Source organism: Longimicrobium sp. (assembly GCF_036399935.1).
In the GTDB taxonomy this organism is placed as follows: domain Bacteria; phylum Gemmatimonadota; class Gemmatimonadetes; order Longimicrobiales; family Longimicrobiaceae; genus Longimicrobium.
In genome coordinates this window covers 24,209-43,066 of record NZ_DASWMD010000009.1, presented here as the reverse complement: position 1 = coordinate 43,066, position 18,858 = coordinate 24,209, and the positions used below count along the sequence as shown (strand labels likewise).

Annotated in this window: 17 protein-coding genes; 11 read left to right on the top strand and 6 right to left on the bottom strand. The window is 67.7% G+C overall.

Annotated features, from left to right (window positions below):
* Nucleotides 1-49: 49 nt before the first annotated feature.
* Nucleotides 50-1,189 (bottom strand): M20/M25/M40 family metallo-hydrolase, encoded by a 1,140-nt coding sequence (locus VGB24_RS03630; protein ID WP_331071598.1) that lies wholly within the window; start codon nt 1,187-1,189, stop codon nt 50-52.
* A gap of 228 nt (nt 1,190-1,417) precedes the next feature.
* Here VGB24_RS03630 and VGB24_RS03625 point away from each other — a divergent pair, with 228 nt between their 5' ends.
* Complete coding sequence (locus tag VGB24_RS03625; RefSeq protein WP_331071597.1) at nt 1,418-2,683, top strand: hypothetical protein; 1,266 nt, start codon at nt 1,418-1,420, stop codon at nt 2,681-2,683.
* A gap of 106 nt (nt 2,684-2,789) precedes the next feature.
* On the opposite strand, the gene VGB24_RS03620 is transcribed toward VGB24_RS03625, so the two are convergent.
* Nucleotides 2,790-4,463 (bottom strand): CHAT domain-containing protein, encoded by a 1,674-nt coding sequence (locus VGB24_RS03620; RefSeq protein WP_331071596.1) that lies wholly within the window; start codon nt 4,461-4,463, stop codon nt 2,790-2,792.
* Between the two features lie 202 nt (nt 4,464-4,665).
* Between VGB24_RS03620 and VGB24_RS03615 the strand changes: the two genes are divergently transcribed.
* Complete coding sequence (locus VGB24_RS03615; RefSeq protein ID WP_331071595.1) at nt 4,666-5,028, top strand: arsenate reductase family protein; 363 nt, start codon at nt 4,666-4,668, stop codon at nt 5,026-5,028.
* A 218-nt stretch (nt 5,029-5,246) separates the two neighbouring features.
* On the opposite strand, the gene VGB24_RS03610 is transcribed toward VGB24_RS03615, so the two are convergent.
* Together VGB24_RS03610 and VGB24_RS03605 are read right to left on the bottom strand one after the other, a co-directional pair.
* A complete protein-coding gene (locus tag VGB24_RS03610) occupies nt 5,247-5,990 on the bottom strand; it encodes a UDP-2,3-diacylglucosamine diphosphatase (RefSeq protein ID WP_331071594.1) in 744 nt (247 codons plus the stop codon).
* Between the two features lie 10 nt (nt 5,991-6,000).
* Complete coding sequence (locus VGB24_RS03605) at nt 6,001-7,479, bottom strand: pyridoxal phosphate-dependent decarboxylase family protein (protein ID WP_331071593.1); 1,479 nt, start codon at nt 7,477-7,479, stop codon at nt 6,001-6,003.
* 108 nt (nt 7,480-7,587) lie between these two features.
* Between VGB24_RS03605 and ispF the strand changes: the two genes are divergently transcribed.
* The 7 genes from ispF (at nt 7,588) to VGB24_RS03570 (ending at nt 12,841) form a co-directional block, all read left to right on the top strand.
* Nucleotides 7,588-8,109, top strand: a complete 522-nt coding sequence (ispF, locus tag VGB24_RS03600) for a 2-C-methyl-D-erythritol 2,4-cyclodiphosphate synthase (RefSeq protein WP_331071592.1) — start codon at nt 7,588-7,590, stop codon at nt 8,107-8,109.
* A gap of 346 nt (nt 8,110-8,455) precedes the next feature.
* Nucleotides 8,456-9,079 carry a DedA family protein gene (locus VGB24_RS03595; protein ID WP_331071591.1) on the top strand — a complete coding sequence of 208 codons (624 nt, stop codon included), beginning with the start codon at nt 8,456-8,458 and terminating at the stop codon, nt 9,077-9,079.
* Nucleotides 9,076-10,008: a site-specific tyrosine recombinase XerD gene (xerD, locus tag VGB24_RS03590; protein WP_331071590.1), complete on the top strand. Its 933-nt coding sequence runs from the start codon at nt 9,076-9,078 to the stop codon at nt 10,006-10,008. The genes VGB24_RS03595 and xerD overlap by 4 nt, the downstream gene beginning before the upstream one ends.
* Before the next feature lie 160 nt (nt 10,009-10,168).
* Nucleotides 10,169-10,573 (top strand): hypothetical protein, encoded by a 405-nt coding sequence (locus VGB24_RS03585; RefSeq protein ID WP_331071589.1) that lies wholly within the window; start codon nt 10,169-10,171, stop codon nt 10,571-10,573.
* Nucleotides 10,574-10,625: 52 nt separating this feature from the next.
* Nucleotides 10,626-10,928 (top strand): hypothetical protein, encoded by a 303-nt coding sequence (locus VGB24_RS03580; RefSeq protein ID WP_414676705.1) that lies wholly within the window; start codon nt 10,626-10,628, stop codon nt 10,926-10,928.
* Between the two features lie 359 nt (nt 10,929-11,287).
* Nucleotides 11,288-12,145, top strand: coding sequence for a helix-turn-helix domain-containing protein (locus VGB24_RS03575; RefSeq protein WP_331071587.1), 858 nt, complete (start codon nt 11,288-11,290; stop codon nt 12,143-12,145).
* Nucleotides 12,146-12,202: 57 nt separating this feature from the next.
* Nucleotides 12,203-12,841 (top strand): hypothetical protein, encoded by a 639-nt coding sequence (locus VGB24_RS03570; RefSeq protein ID WP_331071586.1) that lies wholly within the window; start codon nt 12,203-12,205, stop codon nt 12,839-12,841.
* Between the two features lie 109 nt (nt 12,842-12,950).
* Here the strand turns inward: VGB24_RS03570 and VGB24_RS03565 are convergent, their stop codons facing one another.
* The gene (locus VGB24_RS03565; protein WP_331071585.1) at nt 12,951-13,127 is read right to left on the bottom strand and encodes a hypothetical protein; all 177 of its coding nucleotides are present in this window, start codon (nt 13,125-13,127) and stop codon (nt 12,951-12,953) included.
* Nucleotides 13,128-13,337: 210 nt separating this feature from the next.
* Here VGB24_RS03565 and VGB24_RS03560 point away from each other — a divergent pair, with 210 nt between their 5' ends.
* On the top strand, nt 13,338-13,580 hold the full coding sequence (locus VGB24_RS03560) for a hypothetical protein (protein WP_331071584.1): 243 nt from the start codon (nt 13,338-13,340) through the stop codon (nt 13,578-13,580).
* A 2,262-nt stretch (nt 13,581-15,842) separates the two neighbouring features.
* Here VGB24_RS03560 and VGB24_RS03555 read toward each other — a convergent pair.
* Nucleotides 15,843-17,654 carry a DUF885 domain-containing protein gene (locus VGB24_RS03555; RefSeq protein ID WP_331071583.1) on the bottom strand — a complete coding sequence of 604 codons (1,812 nt, stop codon included), beginning with the start codon at nt 17,652-17,654 and terminating at the stop codon, nt 15,843-15,845.
* 169 nt (nt 17,655-17,823) lie between these two features.
* Between VGB24_RS03555 and VGB24_RS03550 the strand changes: the two genes are divergently transcribed.
* Nucleotides 17,824-18,783 carry an aldo/keto reductase gene (locus VGB24_RS03550; RefSeq protein ID WP_331071582.1) on the top strand — a complete coding sequence of 320 codons (960 nt, stop codon included), beginning with the start codon at nt 17,824-17,826 and terminating at the stop codon, nt 18,781-18,783.
* The last annotated feature ends 75 nt before the right edge of the window (nt 18,784-18,858 follow it).

Sequence of the window (18,858 nt, the reverse complement as noted above, 5' to 3'; positions counted from 1 at the left end):
ACGCACTCACGCACTCACGCACTCACGCACTCACGCACTCACGCACTCTTCACGCTCCCGCCGCCGCGAGAACGACCAGCAGCCCCCGCTCCACCCCCAGCGCGCCACCGTCGTTGCTGTACCACTCGTCCAGCGTGTGGATGCCCCCCGAGTCGCCGCCCACGCCCATGGCGATGGAGGGAATGCCCAGCGCCATCGGCACGTTGGCGTCGGTGGACGAGCCCACCAGCTCCGGGGGCGAGCCCAGGGAGCCCGTGATGTCCATCGCGGCGCGGACCAGGGGATGGGCGGCCGGCGTCTCGCCCGACGGCCGGTCTCCGATCACCGTTACCTTCAACCGCAGCGGCTCCGTCCCCATCCGTCGCGACCCGTTCTCCTCGTCCACCGCGCGAACCAGCACGCCGCGCACGCTCTCCTCCATCCGCGCCAGCGCGTCCGCCACCTCGCTGCGCATGTCCAGCTCCATCCACGCGGACTCGGGGATGGCGTTCACGCTGCTCCCCCCCGCCATGCGTGCCACCGTCAGCGCGGACCGCTGCGGCTCCGGCCGGGCCAGGGTGCCGATCTCCGCCGCCGCCGCGCCCAGCGCCACGATGGGGTTGGCCGCACCCCGGTCCGACCACGAGTGGCCGCCCGGCCCGGTGGCCTCCACCCGCAGCCGCCGCGAGCCGATGGACCGGTGGACGATCCGGCGCATCCCCGAGCCGTCCAGCGCCACGAACGCCGCCGCCCGGCGCAGGGGCGACCCCTCGCGGAAGAGGTGCTTCACGCCGCGCAGGTCGCCGATCCCCTCTTCGCCTACGCTGGCGGCAAATACCACGGGACGCTGCGCCGCGGGGCCGGATTCCGCCAGCACGCGAGCGATGGCCAGCATCCCCGCCAGCCCGCGGCAGTTGTCGGTGATCCCCGGCGCGTAGATCCGCTTTCCCTCGTGCCGGGGCGTGACCTCCGTCCCCGCGGGGAACACCGTGTCCAGGTGCGCCGCCACGACGACGGGGGCGCCGTCCGCGCCGTCCGCGACCCAGGTGCCCACCACGTTCCCCGCCTCGTCGGCGCGCACGTCCGCCAGCCCGATGGCGCGGAACCGCTCCAGCACCCACGCGCCGCGCTCCGCCTCGCCGAAGGGCGGGGCGGGGATGGACACCAGCCGCAGCTGTTCGCGAAGGGTGTCGGCGTCGGCGTGGTGCACGCGCGCGCGCAGCGAGTTTAGCGCGGAGTGGCGGGTAAGGTCGCGCAGGAAAACCGTCCGGGTGCAGGGGAGCGTGAGAGCGCGGATTCTGCCGTACGCACCCCGTGCTGTCAAACCGCGGGCCGTGCGCCCCGGACTGTTTCGCGGCGCCCGCGCGTGCGTTACGTTCTACGCGTTCCGACGCGCGGCCAGCCCGCGCCAATCGATCCCGCGCACCACCGTCCGGCCATGCAGGATAGCGAGCTGATCCACGACTGGAACACCCTGCACGGGTCGTTCGACTACGGTACCCGGCGCGGCGTTCAGTTGAACGACGAAACGCTCCGCGACGGGCTGCAGTCGCCGTCGGTGACCGACCCCTGCATCGAAGACAAGATCCAGCTGCTGCACCTGATGGCCGACCTGGGCATCGCCTCGGCCGACATCGGGCTGCCGGGCGCGGGGCCGCGCGCCGTGCGCGACGTCGAGGCGCTGGCGCGCGAGATCGCCACCAACCGCCTGGGCATCGAGCCCAACTGCGCCGCCCGCACCGTGCGCGCCGACGTGCAGCCCATCGTGGACGTGTCGCAGAAGGTGGGGATGGCCATCGAGGTGGCCACGTTCATCGGCTCGTCCCCCATCCGCCAGTACGCGGAAGACTGGACGCTCGACCGGATGCTGCGCGCCACCGAGGACGCCGTGTCCTTTGCCGTCGGCGAGGGGCTGCCGGTGATGTACGTGACCGAAGACACCACGCGCGCCAGCCCCGAGACGGTGAAGGCGCTGTACACCACGGCCATCGAGTGTGGAGCGCGCCGCATCTGCGTGTGCGACACGGTGGGCCATGCGACTCCCCACGGCGTCCGCCAGCTGATCCGCTTCGTCTTCGACGAGGTCGTGAAGCCCTCGGGCGAGGACGTGAAGGTGGACTGGCACGGGCACCGCGACCGCGGGCTGGCCATCACCAACTGCCTGGCGGCCATCGAGGAAGGCGCCCACCGCATCCACGGCACGGCGCTGGGAATCGGCGAGCGCTGCGGCAACGCCGAGATGGACCTGCTGCTGGTGAACCTGAAGCTGCTGGGGCTGCACGACTGGGATGTTTCGCGCCTGAACGAGTACGTCACCCTGGCGTCCCGGGCGTGCAACGTGCCGCTCGCCTACAACTGGCCGGTGTTCGGCGAGGACGCGTTCCGCACGGGGACGGGCGTGCACGCCGCGGCCATCATCAAGGCCGAGGCCAAGGGCGACGCCTGGCTGGCGGACCGCATCTACTCGGGCGTGCCCGCCGGCTGGTTCGGGCTGCACCAGGTGATCGAGATCTCGCCGATGAGCGGCATCAGCAACGTGCGCTACTGGCTGAAGGCGCACGGCTACGGCACCGACGGGGCGCTGTGCGCGCACGTGTTCGAGGCCGCCAAGACCTGCGACCACACCTTCAGCGACGACGAGGTGCACGCCATCTGCCGGTCGTACACCGGGGTCGGCGAGCCCTCGGCCGAGGCCGCGGACTGATCGCGGGGAGGACATAGGCGGGGAAACGGGAGGGGGCCGCGCACGCCGCGCGGCCCCCTCTCCCGTATCGCGACGCATAGACCGGCGGCATCCCCCCTGCGCCTCGTTACCCGAGCGGTGCCGCGCAGCCAGCGGGAAGCCCGGACGGCGGGCGATCCAGCGCGGCGAGCACCGTCCGTACGCCTCGCGGCTTCAGCCGGGCGGCGTTCCTCGCCCCCTCCGTGGACCCCGCCGCCGCGGCGCGCCGGAACCATTCGATCGCCTCTCCCTCGTCCGCGGCACCGCCCAGCCCACGCTCGTACAGCACCCCGAGTTCGTTCATCGCCGGGGCAGAGCCCGCGCACGCGGCCTGGTAGAACCAGGTCCGCGCCTGGCCATAATCCCTCGGCACGCCCACCGCGCCCTGGTACACCCTTCCCATCGCGTACATGCCCGGCGGCGACCCCGCCGCCGCGGCCCGGCGGTACCAGCGGATCGCTTCGCCCACGTCCTGCCCCTGCTCGTACATCCACCCGATGTCGGCCAGCGCATCCACCGAACCGGCATCGGCCGCGCGCCGGTACCACGCCAGGGCCGAGTCGCGCCGCTCGACGCCGAGGCCGGTGCGGTAGTGCCTGCCCAGGTTGCGCATGGCTTCGCCGTAGCCGAGCTTCGCGGCCTCCGTGTACCAGTGCCGAGACAGGTAGTAGCGCCGGCTCATGCGCTGGTCGTTCTCGTATACCACGCCAAGTGCGTTCATCCCGCGCGGGTCACGCTTCACCTTCGCGGCCGTGGTCAGCCAGCGCATGCCGCGCACGGAGTCTCGCGCCGTGCCCTCTCCGCTCACGTAGGCGATCGCGAGGAACGACATGGCTTCCGGCTCGCCCTCCGCCGCCGCTCGTTGGAAGTAGGCGACGGCGGAATCGTGTCGTCCCGCGAGGCAGAACGCTTTCGCCTGTGCCAGGGCCGCTGCTGCGTCCGACGGGGTTTCGGACATGGAGACGGGTGCCAGGGGCCGGTACGCCGCCGGGCGCGGCGTGCCCTGCGAAGTACAGTCGCCTAGACGGAGCTCCCCAGCGACGGGGGGCTCACCAGGAGGCGACGCGGGCGAATCGATCACCGCGGCCGCGACGGCGGCGGCGAGCGCGAGGGCAGCGGCGGCCGGAGCCGCGATTCGGGCATAGCGGCGGAAGCGGGACACCAGGACGATCTTGCCTGGATCGACGTCTGGCCGGTGAAGGAGCTCCAGGATATCGCCTTCCGCGGGATGCTCCAGCCTCAGCGCCACGCGGGCGCGCTCGAACGCGTCCCGCACCGACCGGCCGGTCGCGATGGCGCTGTAGAACTTCGCGTTAAAGGTGATCGATGCGTCGTCCGAAATGGCGTCACGCGTGCCGATCGCGCATCCCACCACCTCGCAGATCGCCTGTGCCTGGGCGCGCGAGTGGCAGGCGGTCAGCACCACGAGGCGGATGACGCCAGCGTCCTTTTCGAACAGCTCCCGCAGCACCTCCGTGTTGACCGGGCGCGGCGTCCGGCCGTCGGCACCCGTCAGCACCAGCCCCTGGCTCCCACCGTGGCCACTGAAGTGGACGATCCGCGGGCGTGTGTCTTCCAGTTTCTGCTGCAGGTCGCGGGTGCGGGTAGCCGGCCGCCAATCGAAATCCAGCATGTTGCCGAAGACGGCGGCCTCCACCCGCTTCCGGATCTGCCGGACTTCCTCGTCCAGCCGCAGCCTGGAGCGATCAGCCGAAAGGGACGCAGGATCGGCAGCGAAGAAGAGGACTTTTACCTTGCGCATGATCGTGTATCGGGGGCGGGGGAAAGGACATGCAGGAGATATTGTCGGGCGGGAAGTCAGGAAATCGCACGAGGGGTTGCGGATTGGGTGCCGTGATGCCGCAGGGAACCGGTGTTGCCTCGGACGATCCTCCCGGTTCTCTTCACGGGAGGCGGCGAACGAGACGCGGGCGCCGCCGGCATCTTGGGAACGGGAGATGGTGATGGCGGACAGCGTGAGTGTGGAGGTGGTGGGCCTGCCCTACTGCACGACGTGCCAGAAGGCGGTGGGGTATCTTGAGGAGCGCGGCGTGACGATTCGGAACTTCCGCGACGTGAAGACGCAGCCGCTCTCGCGTGCCGAGGTAGAGGACCTGGCGCGCAAGGTGGGCGGCGCGGAGAAGCTGTTCAGCAAGCGCGCGATGAAGTACCGCAAGATGGGACTCCACGAGCAGCAGCTCTCCGAAGACGACCTCCTGCGGCACATGACGGAGGAGTACACCTTCATCATCCGCCCCGTGGTCGTCCGCGGCGACCGCGCCACGGCGGGGTTCTCGGCGAAGCGCATGGACGAGCTGTTGGGGTGACCACGGCAGCACCGCCGGGAAGATCACCAACGCCGACCGCTACGTGAGCGGGCCGCTGATCGACATCCACCACGTCAGCCGCAACCTGAACCACATGGACGAGGGTGGGAACTGACCTGATGGCGGCCTTCAAGCGCCCGGTATGCAGCTGAACCGACATCGGCGGACGCCCCAAGGCGCCCGCCGATGTTTTTGCCCTAGCTGGAGATGGATGGGCGTCAGTCCTCAGGCCAGTGGCGCAACTCGGGCGGACCGCCGCCGGGGGGCAGCACCACGTAGTCGAATCTCCGCAGCCAGTCGCCCGAGTTCACGTAGTATCGCCCGCGCTCCACCTCGCTAATGGAGGCCACGTGCGCGTGCCCGGCCAGCACCAGGTCGATCTCCGGCCGCGCTCGCAGCTCGCCCTCGGCCCAGCGCTGGATGAACGCCGCGCGGTTCTTGCCGCGCTTGTCGCCCGCCTCGGCCTTGTGCTCGGTGGTGCTGGCCAGCATGGCGATGCGCGTTCCCACGTCGGGGTGAATCACGCGGAACGCGCCGGTGAACAGGCGGTTGCGGATGGTCCACTTCAGCGCGCGGTACTTCAGGTCGCCGCTCCCCACGCCGTCGCCGTGCGCCACCAGCGCGCGCCGCCCTCCCAGATCCATCTCCACCGGCCCCTCGTGCAGCGCGATGCCGATCTCGTCGCGCAGAAAGGGCCCCGCCCACCCGTCGTGGTTGCCGCCCACGAAGGCGATGGGGACGCCGGCCTCCACCACGTCCTTCAGCTTGGCCAGGGCGCGGTAGTGCTCGGCCATGATCACGTGGCGGTACTCGAACCAGAAGTCGAACAGGTCGCCGTTGATCAGCAGGAACGACGCATGTTCCGCCACGTGGTCGAGGAACCGGCGGAATGCGCGCTCGGTGGCGGGTGGCACGCCTCCCAGGTGCACGTCGGATACGACGTAGACGGGCTTGGTTTCCATGGGCGGCAAGCTACCCGGCACGCGGGGGCGAAACAACCCGCTCGCGGGCGATGCGGTCCAGCGTCCTCACCGTCCGCCGCATCTCCTCGGCCGTCGTCCGCGGGTTGATGGTGCACAGGCGCAGCACGGTGCGGCCGCGCAGCTCGGTCGTGCTCAGCAGGGCATACCCGTCCGCCGCCAGCCCGGCGGCGATCCGCCGCTGCAGGTCGTCCGCCTCCGCGCCGTCGATACCGTTCGGGCGATGGCGGAAGGTGACGACGCCCAATTGCGCGGGGGTGACGATCTCCCAATCGGCCAGCGACCGGATCTCCTCTTCCGCCACCTCGGCCAGGCGCATTCCCCGGGCGATGGCCTGGCGGATGGCATCCATCCCGAACACCTGGATGGTCATCCACAGCTTCAGCGCACGGAACCCGCGCGTCAGCTGCACGCCCCAGTCGCGGAAGTTCACCTCCTCGGCCGACAGGTCGTTGTCGCGCAGGTACGCGGGGACGATGCGAAAGGTGTCTTTCAGGTCCTCCGCCTGGCGGACCAGGACGCAGCCGCACTCCACGGGCTGAAACAGCCATTTGTGCGCGTCCAGTGCCACGGAGTCCGCCTCCCCGATGCCGTGCAGCGCGGCGCGGCCCTCGTCCGTGAGCGCGGCGGCGGCGCCGTACGCGCCATCCACGTGCATCCACACGCCGCGCGCGCGGCACAGCTCAGCGATCTCCGCGAGCGGATCGACCGCGCCCGTGCTGGTGGTGCCCGCGTTGGCGACCACGCAGAACGGCTGCAGCCCCGCCGCCGCGTCCGCGTCCATGGCTGCGGCAAGGTCGTCCACATCCAGGCGATACTGCTCGTCCGGCGCCAGCTTGCGCACCTGGTCGGGGCGGAATCCCAGGACGCGGGCCCCGCGGTCCACCGCCGTGTGCGTCTGGTCCGAGCAATAGATCACGCCACGGCTGGCATCATCCCCCAGCCGCTTGTGCCGGGCGACGGCCAGCGCGGTGAGGTTGGCCATCGATCCCCCGCTGACGAACAGCCCGCCCGCGGTGGACGGCATCCCCAGCGCCTCGCGCAGCCAATCCGCCGTCACCAGCTCCACCTGCGCCGCGCCGGGCGACATGGCCCACGCGCCGACGAACGGGTTGAAGCCGGAGGCCAGCGCATCCGCGATCGCCCCGACGAAATTGCTGGGCCCGGGGACGTAGGCGAAAAAGCGGGGATGCGTGAGGTGCGTCATCGGGGGAAAGACCTCGTCGCCCACGCGCTGCAGCACCGCTTCCCAGCCGCGGCCCTCGGCCGGTGGCGGCTCGCGGAGGCGAGCCTCCATCTCCGCGCGCGTCGCCGTGCCGAACACGGGCTCGTCGGGAAGGGCGGCCAGGTGGGCCACCATCATGTCCACGGCGCGATAGCCGAGGGCGCGCATCTCGTCGGGCGACAGCTCCAGCATGGTACGTCGGTTCGGGTTGGACGGGCAGGGCAGGCGAAGGTAGCGCTCGTGCACGGCCTTGCGCCACGCGGGTCTCGTGCGCGGGATGTTCCATCGGCTATGCCGACGCGGTATCTTGCCCGGAGCGGCGGGATCCAACTCACAACGAAGGACGCGGGCGGCATGCGGATTGGGCACGGCTACGATTCCCACCGGTTCGCCGAGGGGCGCAAGCTGATTCTGGGCGGGGTGGAGATTCCCCACGACCGGGGGCTGACCGGGCACTCCGATGCCGACGCCGTGGCGCACGCGGTGACGGACGCGCTGCTGGGCGCGGCCGGGCTGGGCGACATCGGCCGGCACTTTCCGCCATCGGACGAGCAGTGGAAGGATGCCGACTCGCTGAAACTGCTGGCCCAGGTGGTCCGTCTTCTGGAAGGGCGCAACTACCAGGTCGTCAACGTCGACGTGACCGTGGTCTGTGAGACGCCCAAGATCGGGCCGCACGCGCCCGCGATGCAGGAGCGGCTGGCGTCGGTGATCGGCATTTCGCCCGGGCACATCTCCATCAAGGGGAAGACCAACGAGGGGATGGGTTGGATCGGGCGCGGCGAGGGGATCGCCGTGTTCGCCGTGGCGCTGGTGGACAGCCTGGAGGATCTGGACGTCCTCCACGCGCGGCACCGCCGCGACACCAGCCTGTGATCGCCGCAATCCGGACTCGACGAGCCGCTACGCAGCCGGCCTGTCATCCCGATGGAGCGGCCAAGCCGAACCGTCCGACGCACCGAAGCGAGGCAGCGACTGAGGGATCCGCCACACACTACGGCCTGTGGCCCGGTGGCTGCGGCTGCATCGAAGCTGCATTTGGCGGAGACGAAGAAACGGACCTGGATTCGGGGCAGGGAGGGCTGCATCGCGAATGAGCGACGTGTGTGGCGGATCCCTCAGTCGCTGCGGTCCATGTAGTGCGGGCTGGCTCTTCGTGGCCGCTCCATCGGGATGACAACACGGGCGTGGCGACGCACCTAACTACGAGAGCAGGGATCACGTGGGTGGATTCATCGACCGGCTGATCGAGTGGATGCAGGGGCTTCCCGAGGCCCTGGTCTACGTGGTGATCGGCGCGTTCGCGGGGCTGGAGAACTTCTTTCCCCCCGTGCCGGCGGACGTCATCGCGCTCACCGGCGGGTTCCTGGCGGGGCAGGGCGTCGTGAACCCGTGGATGGCGTTCCTGATCGTCTGGGCCTGCAACGTGGGCGGCGCGCTGGTGATCTACCTGATCGGCAGGAAGTACGGCGACGCGTTCTTTCGGACACGGGCCGGACGATTCCTGTTGCAGCCCAAGCAGATGGAGCGGCTGTCCGGGTTCTACGACAAGCACGGCGTGAAGGTGATCTTCATCAGCCGCTTTCTCCCCGCGTTCCGCGCGGTGGTCCCCATCTTCGCCGGGACTAGCGGGATGAGCTTCTGGCGCGCCGCCGTGCCTATCGCGGTTGCCAGCGCCGCCTGGTATGGGCTGATCGTGTATTTGGGCGCCACCGCGGGCGAAAACTGGGAGCAGATCCGCGCCAGCGTCGAGGCGTCGGGCCGGTACCTGGCCATCGCGGCCGCCGTTCTGGGCGCCATCGTCCTGTGGTGGTGGTACCGCAGCCGCAAGGAATCGCGCGAGTGAGCCAGTCGGCCCCTCCCGTCGCGGACAAGCCCGCGCCGCCGCTCTCCTTCGCGGTCCAGCCGTTCCTGGACCACCTGCGGTTCGAGCGCGGGCTGTCCGAAAAGACGCTCGAGGCGTACGAGCACGACGTCGTGCGCATGGCCGAGTTCGCCCGCACCAAGGGGCGCGCCAGCCCGGGCGACGTCACCACGTCCGATCTCCGCAATTATTTCCTGCTGCTCAAGGACCTGGGGCTGGCCCCGTCGTCCATCGGCCGCAACGTCTCGTCGCTGCACACCTACTTTCGCTTTCTGCTCGGCGAAAACCTGGTGGTCGCGGAGCCCAGCGAGGGCATCGCCACACCCAAGGCCTGGAAGAAGCTTCCGGACGTGCTGAGCGTGGCGGAGATGGAGGCGTTGCTGGAGGCGCCGGACCTGTCGCACCCGCTGGCCTGGCGCGACCGGGCGATGCTGGAGTTTGCCTACGCCAGCGGGGTGCGCGTGTCGGAGCTGACGGACCTGCGCATCCGCAACCTGTACCTGGACGAGGAGTTCGCCAGCGTCTTCGGGAAGGGGGCCAAGGAGCGGCTGGTGCCCATCGGCCGGCGGGCCATCGGCGCGCTCTCCATCTACCTGCGCGAAACGCGGCCGGTGCTGGACCGCGGCAAGGGCGAGGGTCGCGTGTTTCTGAACGCGCGCGGAGGGCCGCTCACGCGGATGGGCGTGTGGAAGATCCTGCGGCAGCACGTGCAGACGGCGGGCATCGAGAAGCGGGTGAGCCCCCACGTGCTGCGCCACTCGTTCGCCACGCACCTGCTGGAGGGCGGGGCAGACCTCGTCGCCGTGCAGGAGATGCTGGGCCACGCCGACATCGGCACGACGCAGCGCTACACCCACGTGGACCGCACGTACCTGCAGCAGGAGCACCGTAGCCATCACCCGCGGGCGTAGCGCGACCGAAACTACTGCGGCTCCACCTCCGTAGTGCCTGCCGAACGTGTCCCCCTTCGTAATACCGTCACATTCAAGCTCCTGCGGCCGACCGCGGGAACGTGGAGACTGGTTCATGGATCCACGATCGACATCGCCTGAGCCGACGACTTCCCGACCTGTGCGCATCCTCATCCTCACCGTTCTCCTGGCGCTCACGGGCGGCGTGATCGGCGCTGCGCTGGGCGCGATCACGACATTGATGATGCTTGGCCCCGCGCAAGCCCTGCTCGTGCCGCAGGGCCTGTGGCTGGGCGTCTACGTCGGCGCGATCATCGGTGGCATCCTGGCCCCGTTGACCGGGTGGCTGCTGCTGCGACAGGTGCCGCTGGGGCTGGCGATCGGTGGAACGGCGCTGGGGACGATTGCCGGGGCCGTGGCCGGGCTGGTGCTGGGCGGCCCCACCGGAAGCGTGATCTTCGCAATCGCGGGTTTCCTGGGCGCGGCGGTCCTCCTGCGCACCGTCGCCGCGCGAACGGGCCACGCCCTTCGTACGCGCGCGGGCTACCCCACGACTTCGCGGTAGGGGGTGAGTGGGCGGGCCAAATCCGGATCTGCAGAGAAAGCTCGAGCGCCAGGTGTTCGCGCTCGCGAAATCCATCCTCGATGGCCGCGTGCCCGTTCTGCCAAACGCGCAGCGGATGAACGCGCTTCTGTTTAGGCTTGGGCTGCGCCACGATGACCGTGTCAAAGCCGCATTCACCGCGATGGTGTCAGAAACGGCCCACCTGCCGATCGGCACAGAGCGCCAGTACTGGGCCGCCTCGGCGCTGTCCAGGAAGGACGAGGAGATCGCCGAGGCGGAGGCGTGGGCGCGCGGTCTGGCGCTGGAGGCGTGCCGTGAGATCGTTCTGCGATACGGCGGGCCCGTGGGATCGTAGGGCCCGGTGCGCTCCGGCGAGTGTGTGGCGGATCCCTCCGTCGCTGCGCAGTGCCGCGTGCGGGCAGGTTCCGGGTGGCCGCTCGGTCGGGATGACAGGTGCGCATCGGCAGGTCTCGTGTTCGTGCCGGTGAAGCCCCGAGCAGGGCCGCGACAGCGGCGCTGCTTGGGGCTTTCCGCCGTTGTTGCGGCGGGTTCACCCGCTCTTCCGCGCCGGCTCTGGACGCGTCGGTGCCCTTGCGGATTCCGCTGAAATCCGCCTTCTTGGACGTCATCGGGTGATCGCCCCACGACGTCCTGTCGGTCCACCACACCCGCGCGGTTCCCCTCCGCAATCCGCTCCCCCTGCCCGGAGCCCCCGTGTCGAGCCCGTTCACCCCGCATCTCTATCTGCCGCCACGCGACCATCCCCTGCATCCATACCTGCAGGCGATCTTCCGCACGCGCTGGGACGGCGCCGGGATGCGGGAAACCATTCTGCCCAAGGGGAACGTCGACTACCTGTTCAACCTGGGTGCGCCGCTGCACGGGGTCGTGCCGGGGGTGCGCGACCACGTGGTGGACGAGGGCTGCACCTGGGTGGGAGGGCTGAGGACGAAGCCCTACATCGTTCGTCCGGGCGGGAAGGTAGACCTTCTCGGCATCGTGCTCCGTGCCGAGGGCTGCGCGGGGCTGATGCCGCTTTCGCCCGCCGAGCTCCTGAACGCCGAGATGCACGGCTCCGACCTCCCGGACGACGTGCGCATCATGGGCGAGCGGCTGCGCGAAACGCCCGGGTTCCCGGAGCAGTGCGAGCTGATCGTCCAGTGGCTGTTGAAGCGGCTTCGCCCGGTGCGTGGGGCACAGATGGCCCGGCACGCGTGCGCCGTGCTGCGACAGGCCCGCGGAGAAGACCCGGTGGGGACGACGGCCCGGACGCTGGCCATCTCCCCGCGCCACCTTCGCCGCATGATCAACGACCACGTGGGTGTCGGGCCCGCCGAATACGTGCGCGTCGCACGGTTCGTCCGCGCCACGCACCTGATCTCCCCCCCTTCATCGACCACCCTGGGGCAAATCGCGCAGGGCGCCGGCTACTACGACCAGGCGCACCTGCGCCGCGACTTCCGCGTGTTCGCCGCGATGACGCCGCAGGAATACCGCGCCGAGGCGGCCGGCCCCGTCGTCGGCCACCTGTTCCACGACGATGGCCGTTCTGTACAAGACGCCTCGGCCTGACTGCCCTATCTTCGCCGAATCTGAAGCGTTCACCCGATTCCCTGGAGTGAGAACGGTATGAGCAAGGTTCGTTTCCAACCCTGGCGTCTCTTCCTGCTTCTCGGCGCGGTCGGCATCCTCGGCGGCGGCCCGCGCCACCCCGGCGGCAGCATGGCCGAGATGCTCGCTCACCCGGACTGGGTGCTCTCTCACGTGCTGGTGCTCGCCGGATACATCTCGCTGCTCGCGGCGCTCATCCTGTTCCGCCGCGCCGGCGGGCTACCCACCCGCACCGCCAAGTGGGCGCGGCTGGCGGTGATCGGCACGGCGCTGATGGCTACCGAGGCCGTGTTCCATACGTTCGCCTACCTGGACCACGCGAGCCTCATGGCTGGCCGCACCACGCCCATCCTGACCATTCACCTGGCGCTGGCGGTGGTCCTGTATCCCGTGTTCTCCGTCACGATGATCGGCTTCATGCTGGCGGGTGCGCGCGAGCGGGTGATTGGGTCGCGGTGGATCACATGGCTGGGAATCCTGGGCGCCGCGATGCACGGGATGGCGCCGCCGCTGGTGGTGGGGCTTGGGCTTACGGACTTCACGTTCCTCTTCCCCGGCGTCGTGCTGTTCGCGCTCTGGGAGCTAATCGCGACCTTCCTTCCGGCGCGCGGGGCCGTCCGTGTCCCGGCGGCCGCTCCGCTCGCCGCCGCGACCTGACACGAGCCATCTGGCGACTCGGACGCGGCTACCGGCTCTTTGCTACGCTAAAAACGACGGCGCGGCGCCAGGATCTGGCGCCGCGCCGTCGTGCGTGAGGTGGTTCGTCTTACGCCGCGAGCCGGCGAACCACTTCGATCGCGCCGCGCTTGTACACGGTCAAGCACACCAGTTCGCCCGCCGGATCGCGCACCTCCCACCAACGACTCTTCTTCTGCTTGATGATCGCGTAGGCCGCAGTAGGCTCGGCGGGAGCCGGGGCGGGGGAGTCTTGGGCTGCGCTCATCGTGGCCTCCAATCCTCTTGACCCTTGGCGCCGGGCAGGGCTACTCTTGGCGAGCGGGCGGCCTTCGGGTCGGTTCGCGGTGAGAGGCTGGCCGGATCTTCTTGCGGGAGAGTGGTCAGCCTCTTCTATTGCCCTGCGTTTACAAATTAGTGAACGGCACAGGTGCCGTCAACGGTTTTGTGAACGCCTTTGCGCCAGGGATGCACGTCCGTGAGAGAAGACATCATCAGCCTCGTGCAACGTGCGTTGCGAGACGGCCCGTTCTCAATGCGCCAACTCGCCGAGGATGCAGGTCTCAAGTATGACGTTCTCCGCGCATGGGCGATCGGCAGGCGAGCTCCAATGCCGGAGAACTTGTCGCGCATCGCCAGCGGATTCGAAGCCCGTGCGGCGAGGTTGACCGCGCTGGCTGCGGAACTGCGCAGGGCGGTGGGCGAGGAGCAAGGGACCTAGTAATCGGTATGAGCTAACTAACGCCTATTCCGCGAGGCGGGCAGCTTCATTGCGGTTGTACTTGGAAGATTGGTTTCCTTCAACCAAAATCTCTTATCATGAGCGCACAACCAACATCCATACTACTCTTTGTCGGCGCAGCATTGGGAGGCGCCGGCTTCGTATGGACCGTTTTCGACCGGCTAGAAACGGTAGCGTCAAAAAGAGCGCGGTACAGTCTTTACCGATCCTTAACAAACTACCGTGGAAAAGATATCGTACTACGTTGGTCGGTTGTTCTGGTGGAAGCATTTGATACTGTTTTTGGGAAAAAACATTTGTCGTGGCGCTGCTTCGCTCGTTCGTCTCTAGCTTCAGTTGCGACGACAGGTGTTCTATTGCTTATCACCATCAGTGCTGACCCAGAGGTACTCGCGTACTTTCGTCAATCGAACCTGTTGACAATGCCCACACGAGCCAAGCTGTTGCTTATCTGGTGGGCCGTATGCACACTGCTACCGGATTACATTTCACTCTTAGAGACCCGCGTGATTTTGGCGCACGTGCAGCGAGCTAAGACTCGGATGGCAGTTGGATTGTTACTAGTCTCAGATCTTATCGTTACAACTCTTCTTGCGCGGCTAAATGTTGCGGTAATGGTATCTGGGATGGTCTTAGCTAACATCAATCTAAGTCCAAGAACGACAGGGTTACCGAACATCGCAAATACGATGTGGGCGGAATTCATCTCTGCCATGATGAATCCGGCGTACTTGCCGGGAATAATGACGCTAGAATCAAGTGTACCACGGAAGGATATAATCGCTTTAGGCTTCGGCGCGTGGTTCTACGGGACATATGCCACGTCAATATGGCTCTGGCTGTATGTTGTTTCGACAGTATTGGTCAAAGGGGCACAAGCGGCGGGTGTGGCCACATTCCGTATGCGCTGGTTCTTGGATCTTAGGAATCAGCCATTCCGGAGCTTGGGGTTTGTTTCTGCTCTCATTACTTTCGTTGTGCTACTCTCAATGTGGCCATTACTCGGGGGTTAGAGTAAATAGATGTAACCAGCGGCGCTGCGTCCGATCAAGAACCGCGGTTTCGGGCAACTCGCCGAGAACACAAAGCTTTGTCTCAATCCCGTCGGCGTGACGCATTGATACGATCGACATCGGCGTGCCGCTGGCGATCCAGCGGTTTTGGCGTCAAGCGCGTCCAAGGGCAGGGCGCCGCGCTCCAGCACCGTGCGGTGGAACGCACGCGGACGCAGCGGCGCAACTCAGTCACGTTCATCCGTCGATCTTGTACGCCAGCTCTGCCCCGTAATTTACATGACCCGAATATGCGACCGGCTCACGTGCATGTGGGTCGGGGCAGATTGTGCGGGTCCATCGCACCAACCCGGCAGCTCAAAGGCAAAGCAAGCTGGATCCGCGTACCTCGAAATCCGGCCATCGATAGCGTGGTGAAGGTCGCTTCTGATAGTGGCTGCGAGCTTTTTTAGGACCTGTGCCTGCGTCTCGACCGTCGGTGTGACCCAACGTTGCCGGTTGCGAAGCGTGTACTCGATGCGGAGGACCTGGTTGGTTGCAAGCTCAACGACGAAACGGAGCCCTCTTGCTGGCGCTGCATCGAAGTACCCCCAGGTGTCCCTTTCTTCAACGTAGTAGGCCGGCTTCGGCGCCTCTCGCCGCCAGACGAGCCGTTCCCAGCAACCAGCAGCCGACCTGCAGGCGGTTGAACCAAGCGCCTGCACAAGTCCGCAAGCTGTACATTGGAGCGGGAAGAGGCGACGAAGAACTTCGCACGCTGAATCCGAGTCCAGATCCAGAACATGCGGCGGGATCTCAAAGACGTGTGTAGCTGTACGTTCTTCGTCAAACGGAGTTGGTCGTCCGCGGACGGAAACTTCTAGCCCTATCGTCGCCTGTCCAATGCGAACCTGTGGTGAGGTCGTCCTGAGTTCCGCAGATATACCTAGTTCCGGTTGCAGGACGGACCAGAGATCGGCGACCCGGTTACCGATTCGGGTTTCTATCCGAATCCGTTCCTGCAGGAGATCAGACACGCTAGCGGCCACAGCAGCGCTCCCGATGAGGGTGTAAGCACGATAATCTTCGGTGTTTGTTCACCCCTTGTCAAGAACCTTTGCCGCCAGCGGCCAAACCCGGCCGGAATAACTCGCATTCGATACGGCCCGTAGGCGTGCTGCTGCTCTCCCGCCCATCGGAAGCGCCGGCCTCCGAGCGACACTCCTCCGTTGGACAACGGTGCTCGCGTTCACCTCCGTTGTTGGGCCGCGATCCAGCGATCGATCTTGGCGTCGAGCACGTCGAGGGGCAGGGCGCCGCTCTCCAGCACCGCGCGATGGAAGGCCTTGATGTCGAAGCGCGGGCCCAGCGCCGTGCGGGCGCGCTCACGCAGTTCGGTGATCTTCATCTGGCCGATCTTGTACGCCAGGCCCTGCCCGGGAATGGCGCTGAACCGCTCCACCTCCGATTGGGTGCTCGTCAGGCTGTTCGCCGAGTTCTGCTGCGCGTAGGCGATCGCCTGCTCGTGCGTCCACCCCTTGGCGTGGATGCCCGTGTCCAGCACCAGCCGGATGGCGCGCCACAGCTCCGACGACAGATAGCCGAAGTACTGGTATGGGTCCTGGTACAGCCCCAGCTCGCGCCCCAGCGTCTCCGCGTACAATCCCCAGCCCTCCGCGTACGCCGTGAACCCGCCGAAGCGGCGGATGCGGGGCAGGTGCTCCAGCTCGCGCTGAATGGAGATCTGGAAGTGGTGCCCGGGCGAACCCTCGTGGATCAGCAGCGACTCCATTCCGTACCGCGGCCGCGAGCCGGGATCGTAGGTGTTCAGATGGAACACGCCCGGGCGCGATCCGTCCGGGCTCGCCGCCGTGTACGATCCGCCCGAAAAGCTGCGCTCGCGGAACGGCTCCACGGGGCGGATCTCGTAGTTCGCGCGCGGCTTCACGTCGAACAGCCGGTCCGTCGACGCGTCGATGCGCGCTTGGGCGGCCCGGTAGTCGGCCAGCATCTCCTCGCGCGTACCGTAGCGGAACTGCGGCGCCATCTGCATGTGCTGCATGAACGACTTCAGGTCGCGCGTCCACCCCACCTGCCGCATCACCGTCTCCATCTCGCGATGGATGCGCGCCACCTCCGCCAGCCCGATCTCGTGCACCTGCTCGGGCGTCAGGTTGGTCGTGGTGCTCGTCCGCACCATGTGCTCGTACCACGCGCGGCCGTTCGGGAGCGCCGAGAGGCCCACCGTCGTGCGGGTGCGCGGCAGGTACTCGTCGCGCACAAAGTCGTGTAGCCGGCGAAACGTGGGGACGATGCGCTCGCGGATGGCCTGCGTGTACGCCGTCGTCAGCCGCGCACGGTCCGCGGCGGAAAAGGTGGCCGGCATGCTGGCGATGGGCCCCCAGAACAGGCTCTGCGCGGGGTCGGCGACCACGTGCGCCGAAAGCTGTGGCAGCGCGCGCTCCATCAGGATGCGCGGCTGCACGATGCCGGTCGCCACGCCCTCGCGCATGTTGGCGATGGACGCATCCACCACCCGCTCGAACGCGCCGATGCGCGACAGGAAATCGTCGTAGTCCTTCACCGTCTTGAACGGGTGAAGCCCCGTCCCGGAGCCCATCTGCGCGAACCCGGCGGTGAAGTTGAAGAACTGGTTGAGCGGCATCAGGTGCGACGGAAACTGCTCGGCCGCTCGCGCGTTCTCCAGGTTCCAGCGGAACACGTCGTACGTCAGCTGATGCTCCTCCTCCAACGCGGCGCGGTCGATGGCGGCCAGCCGCGCCTCGTACTCCGCCCCGAGCGCCCTGAACGCGGCGCGCGTTTCCGGTACGAACCCCGCCGTGTACCGGTCGTTGAACCGCGCGTCGCCGATGAACGTCGCCGTCGTGGGGCTCAGGGGCAGGGTAGCCTCGAAGAACGCCTCCGCCAGCTGGTCCAGTGCCTGGTTGGCATCCATCGTCCTCACCGGCGCCACCTCCGGCGTGGCGGCGGGCGCAGCTTGCGGGGGCGCGCACCCGGCAGCCAGCACGAAGGCCATCATCAACGTCGAACGAGTCTTCACCGGAACGCCTCCTTCGGAACGGGTCCATCGACGGTACGATCTCTGTCGGAAACCGGCTCCGCAGCGAAACGCGCGCCGCGGCGCTCCATCCGCTTGGGCACGGATTGCGCAACGTCCACGGCCGCCCAAACAGGGATGCACGGACGACGGCACGTGAAGAACGGGGAAGATGCAGACGAGAAAGCTCGGCAACAGCGACATGGAGATCACGCCCATCGGCTTCGGCTCGTGGGCCATCGGCGGGCCGGGATGGGCGTTCGGATGGGGGCCGCAGGACGACCAGCAGGCCATCGAGGCCATCCACCGTGCGCTGGACTTGGGGGTGAACTGGATCGACACGGCTGCCGTGTACGGCCTGGGCCACTCGGAAGAGTTGGTGGCGCGCGCGCTGGAGGGGTGGTCCGGCGCGCGTCCGTGGGTGTTCACCAAGTGCGGCCTGCGCTGGAACGAGGGCGAGGGCGATCCCTACAACAACCTCACCGCCGATTCCATCCGGAAGGAGTGCGAAGACAGCCTGCGCCGGCTGAAGGTGGACGCCATCGACCTGTACCAGATCCACTGGCCGGTGGACGATGACTTCGCGCAGAACGAGGAAGGCTGGCGCACCATGGCCGAGCTGCAGCGCGAGGGAAAGGTGCGCTGGATCGGCGTCAGCAACTGGGACGTGGGGCTGCTGACGATGGCGCAGGAGATCGCGCCCGTGACGTCGCTGCAGCCGCCGTACTCGCTGGTGCACCCGGAGGTGGAAGACGAGATCCTGCCCTTTTGCGAGCAGAACGGCATCGGCGTGATCGTCTACTCGCCCATGCAATCGGGGCTGCTGACGGGGGCGATGACGCGCGAGCGGGCGGCGAACCTGCCCGAGAGCGACTGGCGGCGCGGGCACCCGGACTTCACCGAGCCCCACCTGTCGAAGAACCTGCGGATCGTGGACGAGCTGCGCGCCATCGGCGAACCGCACGGGCGCTCGCCGGGCGAGGTGGCCATCGCGTGGACGCTACGCCTGTCGTCCGTCACCGGTGCCATCGTCGGCGCGCGCAACGGCGAGCAGGTACAGGGGGTGATGGGCTCCGGCACGTTCCGCCTGTCGGAAGAGGAGATTGCGCGCCTGGACGCCATCCGGCACTAGCTTCGCGCCTGGGAGGGAACAGCAACAGCGAATTTACAGAGGGTACAGAGAAAGACCAGAAATACAGAGGAAAAA